The sequence below is a fragment of the Blautia caecimuris genome (assembly GCF_024622975.1).
GTDB classification, from domain to species: Bacteria; Bacillota; Clostridia; order Lachnospirales; family Lachnospiraceae; genus Blautia_A; species Blautia_A caecimuris.
The window spans coordinates 1-16,785 of record NZ_JANJZT010000014.1; the positions used below are offsets into that span (position 1 = coordinate 1).

Consider the following 16,785-nt stretch of genomic DNA (forward strand, 5'->3'; position numbering starts at 1 on the left):
AGTCTTTAGACTCCAGTGCCGGTAATAGACCCTTATAGGGTCAAAGCAAACCACCGGCTAAGCCGGTGGTCGTGATTGAATTTTTTGTGTTTACAGAAGTGCATTCTGATGGATTAAAGCTGAACTGCCTGCGAAAAGCGCTGGCGAAGCGGCTGGCATACCTGACCTTGTCCATTGAACAGCAACAGTGCAAAAAATGACAGGCGCAGGAGAGTTTGATACTTTCTTGCGCCTGTTCCCATAGTAGTGTATAATAGAAATCGAGTTGAAAAAGTAAAGCGAGTATTCATTTTACGCGAGATATAAAAACGCATCACAGATAAAAGGAAAAAAAGGTGAACCATATTGAAGAGAAAGATTGAACAATTACTGAGTGGAAAATTCAGATACGGGCAGCCGCCTCTTCTTTTTTCTCAGGAACGGCTGGAGATTTCCCTGGAGGCAGGCAAGACTGTCAGGGGAGAACTCTATCTTGGAACAGAGGAAAACGAAAAGATCCAGGGCTATGTGACGTCGTCCAGCCGCAGATTTGTTCCCGGAAGCAGCAGGTTTTCCGGTACAACAGTCTGCATACCTTATGGAGTGGACGGAACAGGAATGAAGCCCGGAGATCAGTGCAGCGGATGGCTGTGTATTACCTCCAGTGCAGGAGAATACAAAATTCCTTTTGAAATCCATGCGGAAAAGGACAGCTTCAGAAATACACAGAAAGAAATAAAAAATATGGAAGCCTTCCGGGAAATCGCAAAAAAAGATTTCCGGGAGGCATATCGCCTTTTTAATGATAAATGTTTTCCGGAGATGATGGAAAAGGCAGACAACAGACAAAAAGCTCTTTATGCAGGGCTTTCTCATCAGCCTGTCACCTATCAGAATCTGGAAGAATTTTTTGTGGGCTTAAAGGAAAAGGAACCGGTATCTGTTTCCCTGAAAACAGTCAGAAATGAATTTTATGAGATAAGGGAATCAGTACAGGAATCCTTTGATATACAAAAAAGCGGCTGGGGGCATCTGCGTCTGGATATAGAGCCTCATGGCGATTTTCTGGAAGTGGAGCGCCGGGTGATCACCCAGGAAGAATTTATCGGAAGCACCTGCCGTATTGAATATGTGATCCATGCGGACAGGCTGAAAGACGGAAATCAGACAGGCAGGATCATTGTGAGAAGCCCGTATCAGAAGCTGGTCTATGAGATCATGGCGTCCAGAGGGCCAAGGATCAGGGCAGATGTAAAGGCGGAAGAAAAAAAACACAGAGCTTCCATGGTAAAAGACTATCTGGAGTACCGGGAAGGCATAATGGACTTTAAGACCTGGATCGGAAGCACCCGTTTTATTCTGAACCAGCTCCGTGCTTCCGGCTGTGATTATCCGGAATATCAGATGTATGAGGCGTATATCTGTCATCTGGAAGGACGGGATGAGGAAGCGTCAGAAATCCTTAAAAAGTATCAGAATAAGGAATTTTCAGGAGATGAACTGGAGCTTGCCGGCGTTTATCTTTATCTCTGTACTCTTACAGGGCTTTACAAAGACAAGGCTCAGGCAGTATGGCGGATCCAGAATCTTCATATGCAGAAAGCGGACAGTTTCCAGCTGCTATGGATTCTTCTTCAGATGGACGGCGGCTATAAAAATCTTCCCTCAGAGGGAATCTTTATGATGGAAGAACAGTTTGAAAGAGGCTGCACAAGTCCTCTTCTTTATATGGAAGCCTGGAAGTGGATCAGCGAGGATATCACACTTTTTCACAGGCTCAGTCCGTTCTGGATCCAGGTGTTCTGCTTTGCGGGAAAAAGAGGCCTGCTTACAGAAGAGCTGGTTATGCGTATGGCTTATCTGTCCGGATATGAGAAGAATTTTTCCGGAAGTCTGTATCAGGCTCTTGTGGCAGGCTATGAAAAATTTCCTTCCGAGGATGTTCTGGAAGCAGTGTGCAAATATGTGATGAAGGGAAATCCCCACAAGCCGGAATATTTCCGCTGGTTTTCTCTGGCAGTCCAGCAGGGGCTGCGGCTTACAAGGCTGTATGAATATTATGTGGAGACTATGGATATCTCCTATCAGAGAGAGCTGCCCAAGCCTCTTCTGATGTATTTTAACTACAATGACAATACCCTTGGCGACAGCCGGAAGGCCTTTGTCTATGCAAGTGTGATCACCTGCAAAGAGAAGGAGCCCCAGGTTTATGAAAGCTACCGGGATACTATGGAAAAATTTGCCCGGGCAAAAATTGCAGAAGGGCATATGGACGAAAACTATGCGGTTGTCTATCAGGAATTTCTGCTGGATCCACAGACCGGAGAAGAGGCGGAGCTGGCTGCCGGAAAGCTTTTTACCTACCGCCTTTACTGTGATGACAAAAAAATCCGCAGAGTGATCGTCTGCCATAGTCAGATGAAAAAGGAAGAGGTTTATCCATGCATACAGGGAGTGGCATATCCGAGGATTTATACAGATGATGCTGTGATCCTGTTTGAAGATGAAAATCAGAGACGGTATATGTCAACCGTACATTATAATCTGAAAAAGCTTACAGACGACAGTCAGGCTGCTGCGAAATTCCTGAAGCTGGGAGCATGGGATCCGGGAGTTCTTCTTTATTATTGTGAAAAGGAAAAAATGTGTGCAGAGAATCTGGAATATTTTCAGAAACTGTCAGAGTCTCCTGCATGTACAGATGAGTACAGAAAAAGCATAAGAAAACAGCTCCTTGACTATTATTCAGAACATATTCAGGGGGAAGATCTGGACAGGTATCTGCATGAAATGGATTACTGGGAATATGCAGAAGTAGACTGTGCAAAGCTTCTGGAAATACTGATTTCCAGAAGAATGTTCCGGCAGGCTATGGGGCTTGTGGAGGAATTTGGTTATGAAGGTCTGGAGCTTGGCAGTCTTCTCAAGCTTACAAGCCGGATGATATTGAAAGCAGATATGGCAGAGGATGATGAGCTGCTTTCTCTGGCGTCCGAGGTGTACCGACGGGGGAAATATGATGAGGTAATCCTTCATTATCAGATGCTTTACCGCTTCGGGCCGGTTGACGAGCTTCTTTCCATATGGAAAAGCGCAAAAGGCTTTGAGATGGACACCTATGATCTGGAAGAAAGAATCCTTTCTCTTCTGATGTTTACATCTGATTACCGCAAAGAGGGAGAAAGAGTTCTGGAATCTTATGTGAAACAGTCAGGCAAAGAGCGGATCACAGGGGCTTATCTTACTCAGGTGGCTTATGGGATTTTTGTAAAGGAATACCCTATGACACGGTTTATCAGACAGCGTCTGGAATATGCATGGGAAAACCACTGGCCGGTGAACAGGATATGCAGACTTGCGCTTTTGATGGACATTTCAAAAGAAAAGCACATGAAAACTAGGCACCGCAAAATAGCAGAGGAAATTCTGGAAGAATGTGCCAGAGATCAGCTGGTATTTGGATTTTTCAGGAGGCTGCCTGCGGAGCTTCTCGGCCTGTGGCAGTTAGATGACAAGACTTTTGTGGAATGTCATGCTCATCCGGAGGCGAAGGTAACTCTTCGCTACGCTCTGGATGCCGGACTTGGAGGGGAACGGGAATATAAAAGCGAACCGTTAAAAGAAATGTATGAGGGTATTTTTACAAAAACATTTACACTGTTTTACGGGGAAACCCTGCATTATTACTTCCATATTGAAAGAAACGGAGAGGTAAGGGAAACTGTAGAGCGAACCGTTACCATGAAAAAGATAGAAGGAATTCCGGGCAGCAAATATCAGCTTCTGAATCAGCTTCTGTCTGCAAGAAGGCTTGGAAAAAAACATGAGGTTGAAAAAGGACTGAAGCGTTATCTGCGTCAGGAACAGTATGTGAAAGAAATGTTTGCCATAGAAAAGGAACAGGAAAAATGAATGAAACACGGGATTTGATCATTGGTATTGATTTTGGAAAAAAATATTCACAGATCTGTTACTATGACCGGAAGGCGGAGGAGGCGCGTTCCCTGCCTGTAAAGGTGGGAAGCAGTCTCTATGAAACTCCCACCTGTCTGTGCAGGAGGACGGACACAGATCAGGAAGAATACTGTATTGGCCTGGAAGCGGAATATTTTGCCAGAGAAAAAGGCGGATTTCTGCTGGAGGATCTTTATGCAGTGTCCATGAGCCGGGAAAAAGTTCATGTGGCCGGCGAGGATAGAGAACCCTGGGAGATTCTGGGGCTTTTTCTCAGAGGAATGCTGAAATTTCCGGGAGTCATGGAAGTGGAAAAAAATATAAAATCTCTGACCGTTACCATGGAGACCATGGATTCGATCCAGGTGGAGAATCTTCAGAAGGCAGCAGAATTTCTGGGACTTTCTGAGGACCAGTTCAGTCTTCTGGATTATGAAGAGAGCTTTTATTATTATGTGCTTACCCAGAAGGTGGAAACCTGGAACAGAAGCGTGGGGTGGTACAGCTTCAGCAAGGATAAGGTTGTTTTTCGGAAGCTTGTTATGAGCTCGGGAACCAGACCTGTATTTGTAAGGCTGGAAAATCCTGTAGAAGCAAAGCTGAGACAGCCTGCGCAGGAAAGAGATGAGGATTTTTATAAATTTGTAAAGGAAACTCTTGGTACGGATCTTTATTCCAGTATTCAGATCAATGGCGAGGGATTTGACCAGGAGTGGGCTGTGAAATCTGTTAAGCTGCTTTGCTATCAGAAACGAAAGGTGTTTTTTGGAAACAATCTTTTTGCGGCAGGAGCCTGCGGCGCAGGCGCGGAAAAGCTGATTAATAAAAGGCTGAAAGGCTATCGGTATCTGGGAAGCTCCCTTGTGCTCAAAGACGTGGGGATGGAGATGAGGGTTATGGGGGCGCCTGCCTATTATCCTCTTCTGGAGGCAGGAAATAACTGGTATGAAAGCAGAGCCTGCTGCCAGCTGATCCTGGACAATACAGAAGAACTTGTTTTTGTGGTGGGAACCATGGGAGAAACAGAAAAAAAGAGAATGGGAATGCTTTTGACAGGGCTTCCCAAGCGCCCCAATAAAACGACCAGACTTTTATTAAAACTTCAGTATATATCCAGAAAAGAGTGCAGGATTACAGTAAAGGATCTTGGTTTTGGAGAAATGTTCCCTTCCAGCGGAAAAGAATGGGAAGAAATCGTACAGTGGTAAAGGAGGAGAGTCATTGAGCGGATACATTTTATGTCAGACAAAAACTGCGGATTCTCCGTATTTTATTGAGAATATCAGCACAAATATCTACACTCTGGAAGAACTGTGTTACTATCTTTTTCACAATCTTTATCTGATTGATGATACTGTGATGAATGAAAGACTGTGTCTCTGGCTTCAGGATGAACTGAATCTTCCGGGGCTTGCCGCCAGGCTGAGAGCGAATCTTGGAAAATTTTCCAGTCTGGAGGATGTTCTTTATCCTGTTTTTAAGGAGATCAATTATCTGACCTATGAGGAGCTGAAGGTTCTGAATGCCAGGATACAGAAGCTTGACAGAGAATCCCGCCAGGTCAGAGAAAAACAAAAAGGCGACGCTCTGATGGAAAACGGTATGTACGTTCATGCCATTCAGGTTTATCAGAAGCTTCTTGAGGAAAATGATCTGGAAGAATATGGACAGGGGCTTACTGCAAAAGTATGCCACAATCTGGGCTGTGCTTTCAGCTACCTTTTCCAGATGGAAAAGGCCTTGGAGTATTTCAGAAAGGAATGGGAATCGGGCGGCGAAAGACAGGCTCTGAAAACCTGCCTTCTGGCGCTGCACAGTGTGCGGACAGAGGAAAAGTATAAAGCTCAGGCCAGGGAACTGGGAGCAGACGATGAGCTTATGAGCGAGGTGGCAGAAGTTCTCAGGGTTTTTGCGGCAAAACCGGGGATCACAGTGGAAAAAGAAAAAACAGATGCTCTTCTGGAAAAGTTTACTGGAGAATATCACAGAGGAACCGGGTCATAACTGTTTTCAGGCGCCGGGAACGGAGCGAGCAGTAACGCCGGGGCGTGAATATTTGAACAAAACAGTAGACGAAATGAAATGAATCTGGTAAACTAAGATTATATTTCGGGAGAGACGAATGTCTGCTCCCGCAAAAGATTAGGAGGAATTATCATGTTAGTAAACGCGTCAGAAATGCTGAAAAAAGCTAAAGAAGGCCATTATGCAGTAGGACAGTTCAACATCAACAACCTTGAGTGGACAAAGGCGATCCTTTTAACAGCTCAGGAAAATAACTCTCCGGTTATTCTTGGTGTTTCCGAAGGTGCCGGAAAATATATGGCAGGCTATAAAACTGTTGTTGGTATGGTAAAAGGAATGATCGAAGAACTGAACATTACTGTTCCGGTTGCTCTTCACCTGGATCACGGCAGCTATGAAGGATGTCTGAAATGTGTAGAGGCAGGATTTACTTCCATTATGTTTGACGGTTCTCATTATCCCATCGAAGAGAACGTTGAAAAAACAAAAGAGCTTGTTAAAATCGTTGCTGAGCACGGAATGTCTCTTGAGGCAGAAGTTGGCTCTATCGGCGGCGAGGAAGACGGCGTTGTAGGTATGGGCGAGTGCGCAGACCCGAAAGAATGTAAGATGGTTGCAGATCTGGGAATCGATTTCCTGGCAGCAGGTATCGGAAACATTCACGGAAAATATCCGGAAAACTGGGCTGGATTAAGCTTTGAGACTCTGGATGCAATTCAGCAGCTTACAGGAGATATGCCTCTGGTTCTTCACGGCGGCACAGGAATCCCGGCTGACATGATCAAAAAAGCTATTGACCTTGGCGTATCCAAGATCAACGTAAATACAGAGTGCCAGATCTCTTTTGCAGAAGCTACACGTAAATACATCGAAGAAGGCAAAGATCAGCAGGGCAAAGGATTTGACCCGCGTAAACTTCTTGCTCCGGGATTTGAAGCAATCAAGGCAACTGTAAAAGAAAAAATGGAGCTTTTCGGTTCTATTGACAAAGCCTGAATAAAAGTGCGATATAAATAATTTATAAAAGAGCTGCGGTATTGAACTGGTTCAGAGAAGTGCTGTTCCTGTCAGGTACGGCAGCTCTTTTTCATTGTTTTAAGACATGTTTTACGACAGGAAAGATTCTATGACAGAAAAGAATGAAATAGTTTTAATGAATTTTACCGGAGTTTATAAGGAACAGGAATTTTATAGGGAAGAAAAAATTTCCTGGGTGGATGTGCAGGGGCTTTCCGGGTGCAACTGCTACTGTGACGGGGAAGCTCAGGAAATACTGGAAAAGAAAATTGCAGATCTGCCGGTAAAAGGCATTCATTTTGTGGATTCTGGGAACTATCATTATATGAGCCTGCTCTGGCTGAAAAAAGTACACACGCCATTTTGCCTGCTTGTATTTGACAATCACACGGACATGCAGCCGCCTGCATTCGGAGGGCTTCTGTCCTGCGGAGGATGGGCGGCAGAGGCTTTAAAGGCCCTTCCGTTTCTGCAGGAGCTTGTGCTTGTGGGACCGGACAGAGAGGCTTATGAACAGACGGAAGGAGAGATCAGAAACAAGGTCCGTTTCCTTTCTAGGGAAGATCTGCAGGAGATGACGGAACAGGAAAAGAAAACTTTTTTTGAGGAGATTTCCGATAATCTTCCCCTTTATATTTCTGTAGATAAGGACGTGCTCCGTCCCGGAGACGCCATGACTGCATGGAGCCAGGGAGATATGACGGCAGAGGAACTGGAATCTTATATCAGGGCTTTGTGCAGGCGGCAGGAGCCTGCGGGAATGGACGTATGCGGAGAATACGATGCCGAAGAAGACGGAACCTGTAATGACAGGGTAAACGGGATGTTGCTGAATGTATGGAAAGACTGGAGGGATTCCCATGAAAAATGAGCTTTTTACCATTGGACCTTTTACTGTGTACAGCTATGGTTTTATGATCGCAGTGGGTGTGTTTGCGGCGTGGCTGACAGCAGAATACCGGGCAAAAAAATACCGTGCAGATACAGACCAGATATTTTTTCTGGTGTTGTGGTGTCTGGTGGGAGGACTTCTGGGCGCCAAGCTTTTGTTCTGGATCACAGAATGGAAAGAGGTTGCAGCAGATCCGGGTTTTATTTTAAGGACAATGACAGATGGATTTATTGTTTATGGAGGAATTATAGGAGGAATTATCGCAGGCTGGCTGTACAGCAGGATAACAAAACTGAATTTCCTGAAATATTTTGACCTTATGATCCCGTCTGTGGCTCTGGCTCAGGGATTTGGAAGAATCGGCTGCCTTCTGGCAGGCTGCTGCTACGGAAAAGAAACCTCCGGATGGCCGTCCATTACTTTTCATGATTCTGATTTCGCCCCTAATGGTGTGGCTCTGGTTCCCACTCAGATTTATTCCAGTGTGCTTGATTTCGTGCATTTCGCAATCCTTCTCTGGATTGCCCGGAACAAAAAGGCAGACGGACAGGTAGCTGCCTGCTATATGATCTTTTACAGCGCAGGGCGGTTTATACTGGAATTTTTCAGAGGAGATCTGATCAGAGGAAGTGTGGGAGCTCTGTCCACGTCTCAGTTTATCAGTATTTTTATAATGGCTGCAGGGCTTGCTATGCTCTGGTTTACAACCGTAAAGGCCGGAAGAAAATAGGTGTTCAGTTTATACTTCGGACATACAGAAAAGTAAAACTCATATGCAGCTGCAATTTGCAGAGAATAAAAGGTGCAGGTTCTTTAAGCAAAGGAACCTGTATTTTTTGTCGAAAACTTTTACTTGACAATAAGGGCAAATTATAATAGCATGTACATATAAAAACGAACATAAGTTTGCGAAATCAATAAAGAACAGCGATAAGGAGAATTGAGATTATGATAAATGAAGAGAAGCAGAAGGCACTGGAATCCGCGCTTTCACATATTGAGAAACAGTATGGAAAGGGCTCTGTTATGAAACTGGGAGAATCGGGGGCTCATATGCATGTAGAGACGATTCCTACCGGCTCTCTGGGGCTTGATATTGCCCTTGGAGTAGGCGGCGTGCCCAAGGGACGTATTGTTGAGATCTATGGACCGGAATCCAGTGGTAAAACAACCGTTGCCCTGCATATGGTTGCAGAGGTTCAGAAACGCGGCGGAATTGCGGGATTTATTGATGCGGAGCATGCGCTTGATCCTGTTTATGCAAAAAATATCGGTGTGGATATCGACAATCTTTATATTTCGCAGCCGGATAACGGAGAACAGGCTCTGGAGATCACTGAGACTATGGTGCGCTCCGGCGCTCTGGATATTGTAATCGTGGACTCTGTTGCAGCCCTGGTTCCCAAGGCAGAGATCGAGGGAGAGATGGGAGACAGCCATGTAGGCCTTCATGCCCGTCTGATGTCACAGGCTCTCCGTAAGCTGACTGCTGTGATCAGCAGATCCAACTGTGTGGTTATTTTTATCAATCAGCTTCGCGAGAAGGTTGGAGTTATGTTCGGAAATCCGGAGACAACTACAGGCGGACGCGCTCTGAAGTTTTATGCATCGGTACGTCTTGATGTCAGAAGAGGCGAAACTCTGAAGCAGAGCGGAGAAATGGTGGGAAATCATACAAAAGTAAAAGTAGTAAAGAATAAGGTTGCTCCGCCGTTTAAACAGGCAGAGTTTGACATTATGTTCGGAACCGGAATCTCCAGAGAGGGAGAGATCCTCGACCTGGCGGCAGAGTGCTCAGTGGTAAACAAAAGTGGTGCATGGTATTCCTATCAGGGAGAAAAGATCGGTCAGGGACGTGAGAATGTAAAGGTATTTCTTAAGGAACATCCGGAAATATGTGAAGAAATAGAAAAAAAGGTAAGGATCCATTACCATCTTCTTCCGGGAGAAGAGGGAGAGGCGGAAGCAGCAGGCGCAGACAAAGAAAGCACTTCCCCGGCAGAAGCTGACGAGATCTGATAAGACAGTATGATGATGGAAATTCAGGAAGAACAGAGACAGGCGCGAAAAAAGGCCATGAAGCTTCTGGAACGTATGGACCGGACAGAGAAAGGACTCAGCGACCGTCTTTTGCAGGCAGGTTTTTCAGAGCAGGCGGTTCTGGACGCAGTATCTTATGTAAAAAGCTATGGATATATCAATGACAGCAGATATGCATTGAATTATATTACATATCGTATTCATGAAAAAAGCCGGCAGAAGATCTTTCAGGAGCTTTATACAAAAGGAATTGACAGGGAGACTGTCTCTGAAGCGTGGGAGCAGGCGTGCAGCCTTGAGGAACCTGACGAGAGGATGATACTGAGGCGCACCATAGAAAAGCGATGCAGTCCGGTAACAGAACTGGATGAGAAGGAGATGCGCCGCCTGTACGGGTATCTGGCAAGGCGGGGCTTCCGGCCGGGAGAAATTTCCTCTGTTCTGGAGGAAATGGAAATTAGTTTTCATAAAAATTATGGCAACAAATAGGTAGAAAAACTTGACAGATTTCTCAAAAACAGATAAACTTGTATTGTTGTATTTGTACAATGAAAACTAAATAAGGAGGTGCTCCTGTGACAACTATCATCATAAGTGTAATTGTCGCTGTAGTGGTCGCACTGCTTATTGCGGTTCCTCTTACTTGCAAGCTTGCTGTCGAAAATAAGGCAAAAAAGGACGCCGAGGTTGTCGGCACAGCAGAAGACAGAGCAAGAAGCATCATAGATGAAGCTTTAAAAACTGCTGAAACAAAAAAAAGAGAAGCTTTATTGGAAGTGAAGGAAGAATCTCTCCGAACAAAAAATGAACTGGAGAAAGAAACCAAGGAACGCAGAAACGAGCTGCAAAAATACGAGAGACGTGTTTTATCCAAGGAAGAATCCGTAGATAAAAAGGCGGATATCGTAGAAAAGCGTGAGACTGAATGCACAGCAAAAGCTGCTGAACTGCAGAAAAGAGAAAAGAAAGTAGAAGAGCTTGAACAGAAGGGAGTACAGGAACTGGAAAGAATTTCCGGTCTGACCTCCGAACAGGCAAAAGACGAGTTGCTGAAAACTGTAGAAGACGATGTGAAGGTGGATGTGGCAAGACTCTATAAAGAGCTTGAAAACCGCGCAAAGGAAGAAGCAGGCAAGAAAGCCAAGGAATATGTGGTAAATGCCATTCAGAAATGTGCTGTGGATCATGTATCAGAGACAACGATCTCTGTGGTACAGCTTCCAAGCGATGAAATGAAGGGCAGGATCATCGGACGTGAAGGACGAAATATCCGCACTCTGGAAACACTGACAGGTGTTGATCTGATTATTGATGATACTCCTGAGGCTGTTGTTCTTTCTGCATTTGATCCGATCCGAAGAGAAGTTGCAAGAGTTGCTCTTGAAAAGCTGATTGTTGACGGTCGTATTCATCCGGCAAGAATCGAGGAGATGGTGGAAAAGGCTCAGAAAGAAGTGGAAGTGCAGATTCGCGAAGACGGCGAAAATGCAGCCATGGACGTAGGAGTACATGGAATCCATCCGGAGCTTCTGAAGCTTCTTGGACGAATGAAATTCCGTTCCAGTTATGGACAGAATGCATTGAAACATTCCATTGAGGTTGCACAGCTTTCCGGAATCCTGGCAGGTGAAATCGGCGTGGATGTCCGTATGGCTAAGAGAGCCGGACTTCTTCATGACATTGGAAAATCCATTGACCATGAAGTAGAAGGATCTCATATTCAGATTGGAGTGGATCTTTGTAAGAAGTATAAAGAATCTGCTGTCGTGATTAATACAGTTGCATCCCATCATGGTGATGTGGAACCGGAATCTCTTGTTGCATGTATTGTACAGGCTGCTGACGCGATTTCCGCGGCAAGGCCGGGCGCAAGAAGAGAAACACTGGAAACCTATACCAACAGACTGAAACAGCTGGAGGATATCACCAATGAATTCAAGGGAGTAGACAAGTCCTTTGCTATTCAGGCGGGCAGAGAGATTCGCGTAATGGTAGTACCAGAGCATGTAACAGATGCAGATATGGTCCTTCTGGCAAGAGATATTGCGAAGCAGATTGAAGCTGAACTGGAATACCCGGGTCAGATTAAAGTCAATGTGATTCGTGAGAGCAGAGCAGTGGACTACGCGAAATAATTCTGACAGGTCATGCACCATTGTTCATTAAATGAAGTATATAAGCCGTGTGAAAGAAATTTCACACGGCTTTTTGCGTACGAAGGAAGACTGTGAATGACACAGGCATATTTTGGACGCAAGTCCCGTAAACTGGTACAGGGTGAGGATATGAAAAAAAGACTGGAACTGTACAGAAGGGGAAGCCTTCCTGTGTACTGGCTTTTCTTTTTTGGATTTTTGGCAGGAGTGGTGATTCCAAATGTAATGTGGAAGTATGAATGGCATCAGAAAACAGCGGCTTCTCTGTATCTGCTGGCAGCTTTTGCCGACAACAGCCTTGACAAAGGCGAATATTTTCTGCAGGTACTTAAAATGAGGGGAAGTGTATTTCTGATTTCAGCCCTTTGTGGAGTGTCTGTATTCGGGGCGCCTTTGGCGGTGATGGGAATTTTATATATGGGCGTTCGCACAGGGCTTCTTCTTACTATGTCCATTCTTCAGTTTGGACTTCAGGGCGGAATTGTAGGTCTGGGAGCCTTGTTTCCTCAGTACCTCTTATACTTTCCTTGCTTTTTCTGGCTGATGTGGCTGATATACCGGCAGTCTCTGGAAATCTGGAAGAGCCGTGGGCTGATTGCCGGAGAGGTATCCTCCTATGCGTTTCGCGTTCTTTTATGCGCGGTGGTCTGTATGGGAGGAATTTTGCTGGAAACCTGGTGCAATCCTCCGGTTATGGAGGTTCTGATGAAAAGCCTGGAGCTTTTTTGAAATAACGATACTGAAATAATGATGAGTGAAAAGTGCTTTGATTTTAGGAAAAACCAGTGTATAATGTATGATACACTACTTATGATCTGGGCGTATTGAACAGTAATTCAAAAGCGGAATGGACGGCGGAGATAAAAATGGAAAAGCTTATCAATGATTTTATTGAATATCTTCACAATGAAAAAAATACTTCTGGAAACACAGAGGTTTCCTATCAGAGGGATCTGAAAAAAATGGCTGCATATTTTGAAAAACAGGGAATCGCTCATGCGGACGAAGTGACAGAATCAGATCTGAAGGCTTATGTAAGTGAAATGCATAGCGCAGACTTTGCATCTTCTACCATATCCAGAAATATTGCATCTATCAGAGCTCTGTTTCATTATCTGTTTAAAAAAGGCGTGGTTTCTGAGGACCCGTCTGAGAATTTAAGAGCACCCAGAATAGAAAAGAAAATGCCGGAAATTCTGACTGTACAGGAAGTAGACAGGCTTCTCAGTCAGCCTAATCCCCATACAGGCAAGGGAATCAGGGATAAAGCTATGATGGAGCTTCTCTATGCTACCGGAATGCGTGTCAGCGAGCTTCTGGCTCTTAAAACAGAGGATGTGAATTTAAGCTTTGGATATGTGATCTGCCATGACAATGGAAAGGAGCGTGTGATTCCCATTGGAAATGTCAGCCGTGATATGCTGCAGAAATATATGGATGAGGCGAGAGATTTTTTTGTGAAGAATCAAAGAGAATCCGCTCTTTTTACAAACTGCTCCGGAAAGCCCATGAGCAGGCAGGGATTCTGGAAGGTACTTAAGGGATATGCGGAGAGCGCCGGAATCCACAAGGATATTACGCCTCATACGCTTCGGCACTCATTTGCAGTCCATATGCTGCAAAATGGAGCAGATATCAAAAGCGTACAGGAAATGCTTGGCCATTCGGATATTTCTTCTACCCAGATGTATCTGGGACTGGATACTGTAAAAATGAGAGACGTTTACATGAAAGCACACCCCAGAAGCTGAATGCCGGGGTGTGCCTTCGATTTCCACAAAGTATTTTAACAGATTAAATCATAGTATCATTTCGTAAAATATCAATTAAATCACTTTTAAGAAGTTTGCTTCCGCCTATATAGTAAGCCAGACCAACAAGTGCAAAGACGAATAAAAAGAATATTAAAACAGGAATAAATGGTGCTTTTTTCAAAAATTCCATCGGGTCTAAGTAACTTGCAGTGATCATAAAACCGACTGTAATTATAGTCAATGGAGCTGTGATGGCAAGAGGGCGTCCTGCAATCACTAATACCTCAATAGCAAACATTTTTTTCATACTTTTTGGAGACATTCCTATTGAAGCATATCTGATAAATTCTCGTTTTCTCTGTCTTAAAAATCCCAGAGTGTTGGAAAAAATGTTGGCAAGGCCAATGGCAGCCAGTAAAACGCATAATGCTCCAAATATCAGAATCATTCCTTTCTTCATTGTCGCATCAGATATTTTTTCCTGAATACGGTTTTCGATTGAAATGTTATCTTTCGGAGACAGTGTCTGTAAAATTTCATTTTGTAATTCATTTAGTTCAGAAAGAGCTGCTTCTTCTGCTCCAAGTATTCGTATATATGTCTCTGGTTCAGCATGACCGAGTACTCCTGATACCTGTTTCCACAGTGACAAAGGAATAAATTGAACTAATGTATAATCCTCATATTCTTCTCTTAATGTTACAGGATCCTGCGTATAAGCAAGAACGGGAATATCTGCTGATAGCTCAGTATTTTCAATGTTTTGCAGGGTGATGGTTCTTTGGCGATTTTTTACAAAAGGAATATATTTTTTATAGCGAAAATTGCTGTTTAAGCTGTCCCAAATACGATTAAGCACAATACTTCCGTCCAGCCTTGGTACAATATTTAATTGTCTGCAATATTCCTCAAAGCTTTTATCATCTATAATGATGATTGGCGCTTTTACAGAGTAGCTGCATTTTTCTGTATTTATAGAATTATCTGTGACAGCCTCCGGGCCTCCTAAATGTATTAACTCATCACTGATTTCTGTCTCCGGTATGGAACATTCAGCTATTGCTTTTTGGTATACAAGACTGTTTCTGACATTTGGCAGATTTCTAAGCTCTTCTCCCTGACGAAACTCAGAAATATCAGTGTTTTTCAGGGTTACCATTATATCCCAGGCATCCTGATACCTTTCAAAATAAGTATAATTTGTACTGATATCTGCTAGAGTGAAAAAGCAAAGCATTATAGTAAAACTTAAGAAAGAAAGGGTAAGAGAAAGGTGAGAAGTACGAAGCGCTTTACTCTGTGCTTTCAGTGCATTGGCAGCCAATTCTCCTTCTATTCCAAATATCCTGCATAATAAGCAGGAATGCTTTTTCTTTTTTAAGTGTAGTTCATCTGTGCCCTGCAATGCCTGAAGAGGAGTCAGTTTAATTAATTTTTTTGCAGGTAAGCAGGCAGAAATAAATACAGTTAAAACTGACACAAAAATAGTTGCCATAAACACAACAGGGTGATATTGAAAAACGGCATTATGTCGCCCTGCTATTTCCTGTGCAAAAAAATTTATAATTTTTATTGTCAAAGCACTGCCTGCGATTCCAAGCAAACTGCCCGTTAAAATTGGAAGGATACAGAGCATTGCAGCTTCCTGCAGGAGGCAGGTAAAAATCTGCCCTGGCGTGGCTCCGATACTGGACAATATTCCAAATTGATGGAGTCTTGCATACATAGAAACTGCAAAAGAGTTATGTATAATCAGGATTAAAGAAACAGATACCACAAGTAATAAGGCAATAAAAAAGGCCATTAAAAGCGGCGGACTATTATCCTGAGGATTGTGTACCATGTATCTTGACAACAGCAGTTCATGATAAGAGGCGGCAGTACTGTCAAGATTTAACTTTTCGGTTATCAATGGCATATCTTTATAGACAGTTCTTATATTTTGGAACCAGACATCAGCGACAATAGTTTTTTCTGTTGATAACGTATTATTGATTTCAGCTTTTTCTACATTTGAAAAATTTTTTATTATAGATAAATCTGATTCATCTATCCCGGAAATTCTTCCCTGCCAGCTGCCCTCATCTATTGTGATCTGTTCAATTTCGTAAATCCAGAAGTTGTAAAACAGGCTGCATATCAGTGATAAAAACAGAGCAGAGATAAAAGCTGCTGTAACAATGGATATGCTGGAGGCTTTATTCTTTTTAATAAAGCCAGCTGAAAAATCTTTCCACATTATACACACCGTCCTCTCCTGTCACTGATGATTTTTCCGTCTTCTAAGGTTATTATGCGATCTGCTTCCAATGCGATTTTCTCATCATGGGTAATCAGCAAAATTGTCTGATTGAGATTACGATTTGATAATTTGAGCATATCAATAATTTCTTTGGAATTTTTTTGATCAAGATTTCCTGTGGGTTCGTCTGCTAAAAGGAGAGCAGGACGGTAAATCAATGCTCTGGCGATTGCAGCTCTCTGCTGCTGCCCGCCTGATAGCTGACTTGGAAGAAAATCTAGTTTGTCTGAAATCCCTAACGAATTTACTATTTGCTCAAAATATTCCTGATTTACTTTTTTCTTATCCAGTAAAAGAGGCATTAAAATATTTTTCTGGATGGTAAGGGTTGGAATCAGGTTATAGAACTGATAAACCAGCCCAACCTTCCTGCGGCGAAAAATTGCTGCCTGTGTCCGGCTCATAGAAGAAATATCAATACCGTCTACGAGAACTTTCCCCTTAGTAGGCTTTTCTACACTTCCCAGAATATGCAGAAGCGTAGACTTCCCTGAACCGGAGGCCCCTATAATTGCAACAAATTCACCTTTTTCAACTGATAAATTAACTTTATCCAGAGCCCGGACCTGATTAGCGCCAGAACCATATACTTTTCCGATACAATCACATTTTAAAATTTCCATGCCAGATGCTCCTTTCCGTTATATGAAAACTCTCTGTTACTTT

At 43.5% G+C, this 16,785-nt stretch carries 13 protein-coding genes; 11 read left to right on the plus strand and 2 right to left on the minus strand.

Going from position 1 to position 16,785, the window contains the following annotated elements:
* Window positions 1-345 precede the first annotated feature (345 nt).
* The 11 genes from NSA57_RS09925 to xerD all read left to right on the plus strand — a co-directional run bounded on the left by NSA57_RS09925 (window position 346) and on the right by xerD (window position 13,814).
* Window positions 346-3,891 carry a DUF5717 family protein gene (locus NSA57_RS09925; RefSeq protein WP_257464750.1) on the plus strand — a complete coding sequence of 1,182 codons (3,546 nt, stop codon included), beginning with the start codon at window positions 346-348 and terminating at the stop codon, window positions 3,889-3,891.
* Window positions 3,888-5,141, plus strand: a complete 1,254-nt coding sequence (locus tag NSA57_RS09930) for a DUF5716 family protein (protein WP_173752401.1) — start codon at window positions 3,888-3,890, stop codon at window positions 5,139-5,141. The genes NSA57_RS09925 and NSA57_RS09930 overlap by 4 nt, the downstream gene beginning before the upstream one ends.
* 13 nt (window positions 5,142-5,154) lie before the next feature.
* Window positions 5,155-5,937 (plus strand): hypothetical protein, encoded by a 783-nt coding sequence (locus NSA57_RS09935; RefSeq protein ID WP_257464751.1) that lies wholly within the window; start codon window positions 5,155-5,157, stop codon window positions 5,935-5,937.
* Window positions 5,938-6,090: 153 nt separating this feature from the next.
* Window positions 6,091-6,954 carry a class II fructose-1,6-bisphosphate aldolase gene (fba, locus tag NSA57_RS09940; protein ID WP_022068725.1) on the plus strand — a complete coding sequence of 288 codons (864 nt, stop codon included), beginning with the start codon at window positions 6,091-6,093 and terminating at the stop codon, window positions 6,952-6,954.
* A 130-nt stretch (window positions 6,955-7,084) separates the two neighbouring features.
* Entirely contained in the window at window positions 7,085-7,846 is a 762-nt protein-coding gene (locus NSA57_RS09945) for an arginase family protein (RefSeq protein ID WP_257464752.1), read from the plus strand.
* On the plus strand, window positions 7,836-8,597 hold the full coding sequence (locus NSA57_RS09950; RefSeq protein ID WP_257464787.1) for a prolipoprotein diacylglyceryl transferase: 762 nt from the start codon (window positions 7,836-7,838) through the stop codon (window positions 8,595-8,597). The genes NSA57_RS09945 and NSA57_RS09950 overlap by 11 nt, the downstream gene beginning before the upstream one ends.
* Before the next feature lie 218 nt (window positions 8,598-8,815).
* Window positions 8,816-9,886 (plus strand): recombinase RecA, encoded by a 1,071-nt coding sequence (recA, locus tag NSA57_RS09955; protein WP_257464753.1) that lies wholly within the window; start codon window positions 8,816-8,818, stop codon window positions 9,884-9,886.
* A gap of 9 nt (window positions 9,887-9,895) precedes the next feature.
* Window positions 9,896-10,396 carry a regulatory protein RecX gene (locus tag NSA57_RS09960; protein ID WP_306814083.1) on the plus strand — a complete coding sequence of 167 codons (501 nt, stop codon included), beginning with the start codon at window positions 9,896-9,898 and terminating at the stop codon, window positions 10,394-10,396.
* A gap of 122 nt (window positions 10,397-10,518) precedes the next feature.
* Window positions 10,519-12,042 (plus strand): ribonuclease Y, encoded by a 1,524-nt coding sequence (gene rny, locus NSA57_RS09965; protein WP_390427213.1) that lies wholly within the window; start codon window positions 10,519-10,521, stop codon window positions 12,040-12,042.
* A gap of 96 nt (window positions 12,043-12,138) precedes the next feature.
* A complete protein-coding gene (locus NSA57_RS09970) occupies window positions 12,139-12,792 on the plus strand; it encodes a stage II sporulation protein M (RefSeq protein ID WP_257464754.1) in 654 nt (217 codons plus the stop codon).
* A 137-nt stretch (window positions 12,793-12,929) separates the two neighbouring features.
* Window positions 12,930-13,814 (plus strand): site-specific tyrosine recombinase XerD, encoded by an 885-nt coding sequence (xerD, locus tag NSA57_RS09975; RefSeq protein ID WP_257464755.1) that lies wholly within the window; start codon window positions 12,930-12,932, stop codon window positions 13,812-13,814.
* A gap of 43 nt (window positions 13,815-13,857) precedes the next feature.
* On the opposite strand, the gene NSA57_RS09980 is transcribed toward xerD, so the two are convergent.
* Window positions 13,858-16,056, minus strand: a complete 2,199-nt coding sequence (locus NSA57_RS09980; RefSeq protein ID WP_257464756.1) for an ABC transporter permease — start codon at window positions 16,054-16,056, stop codon at window positions 13,858-13,860.
* On the minus strand, window positions 16,056-16,742 hold the full coding sequence (locus tag NSA57_RS09985) for an ABC transporter ATP-binding protein (RefSeq protein ID WP_257464757.1): 687 nt from the start codon (window positions 16,740-16,742) through the stop codon (window positions 16,056-16,058). The genes NSA57_RS09980 and NSA57_RS09985 overlap by 1 nt, the downstream gene beginning before the upstream one ends.
* Between the last annotated feature and the right edge of the window lie 43 nt (window positions 16,743-16,785).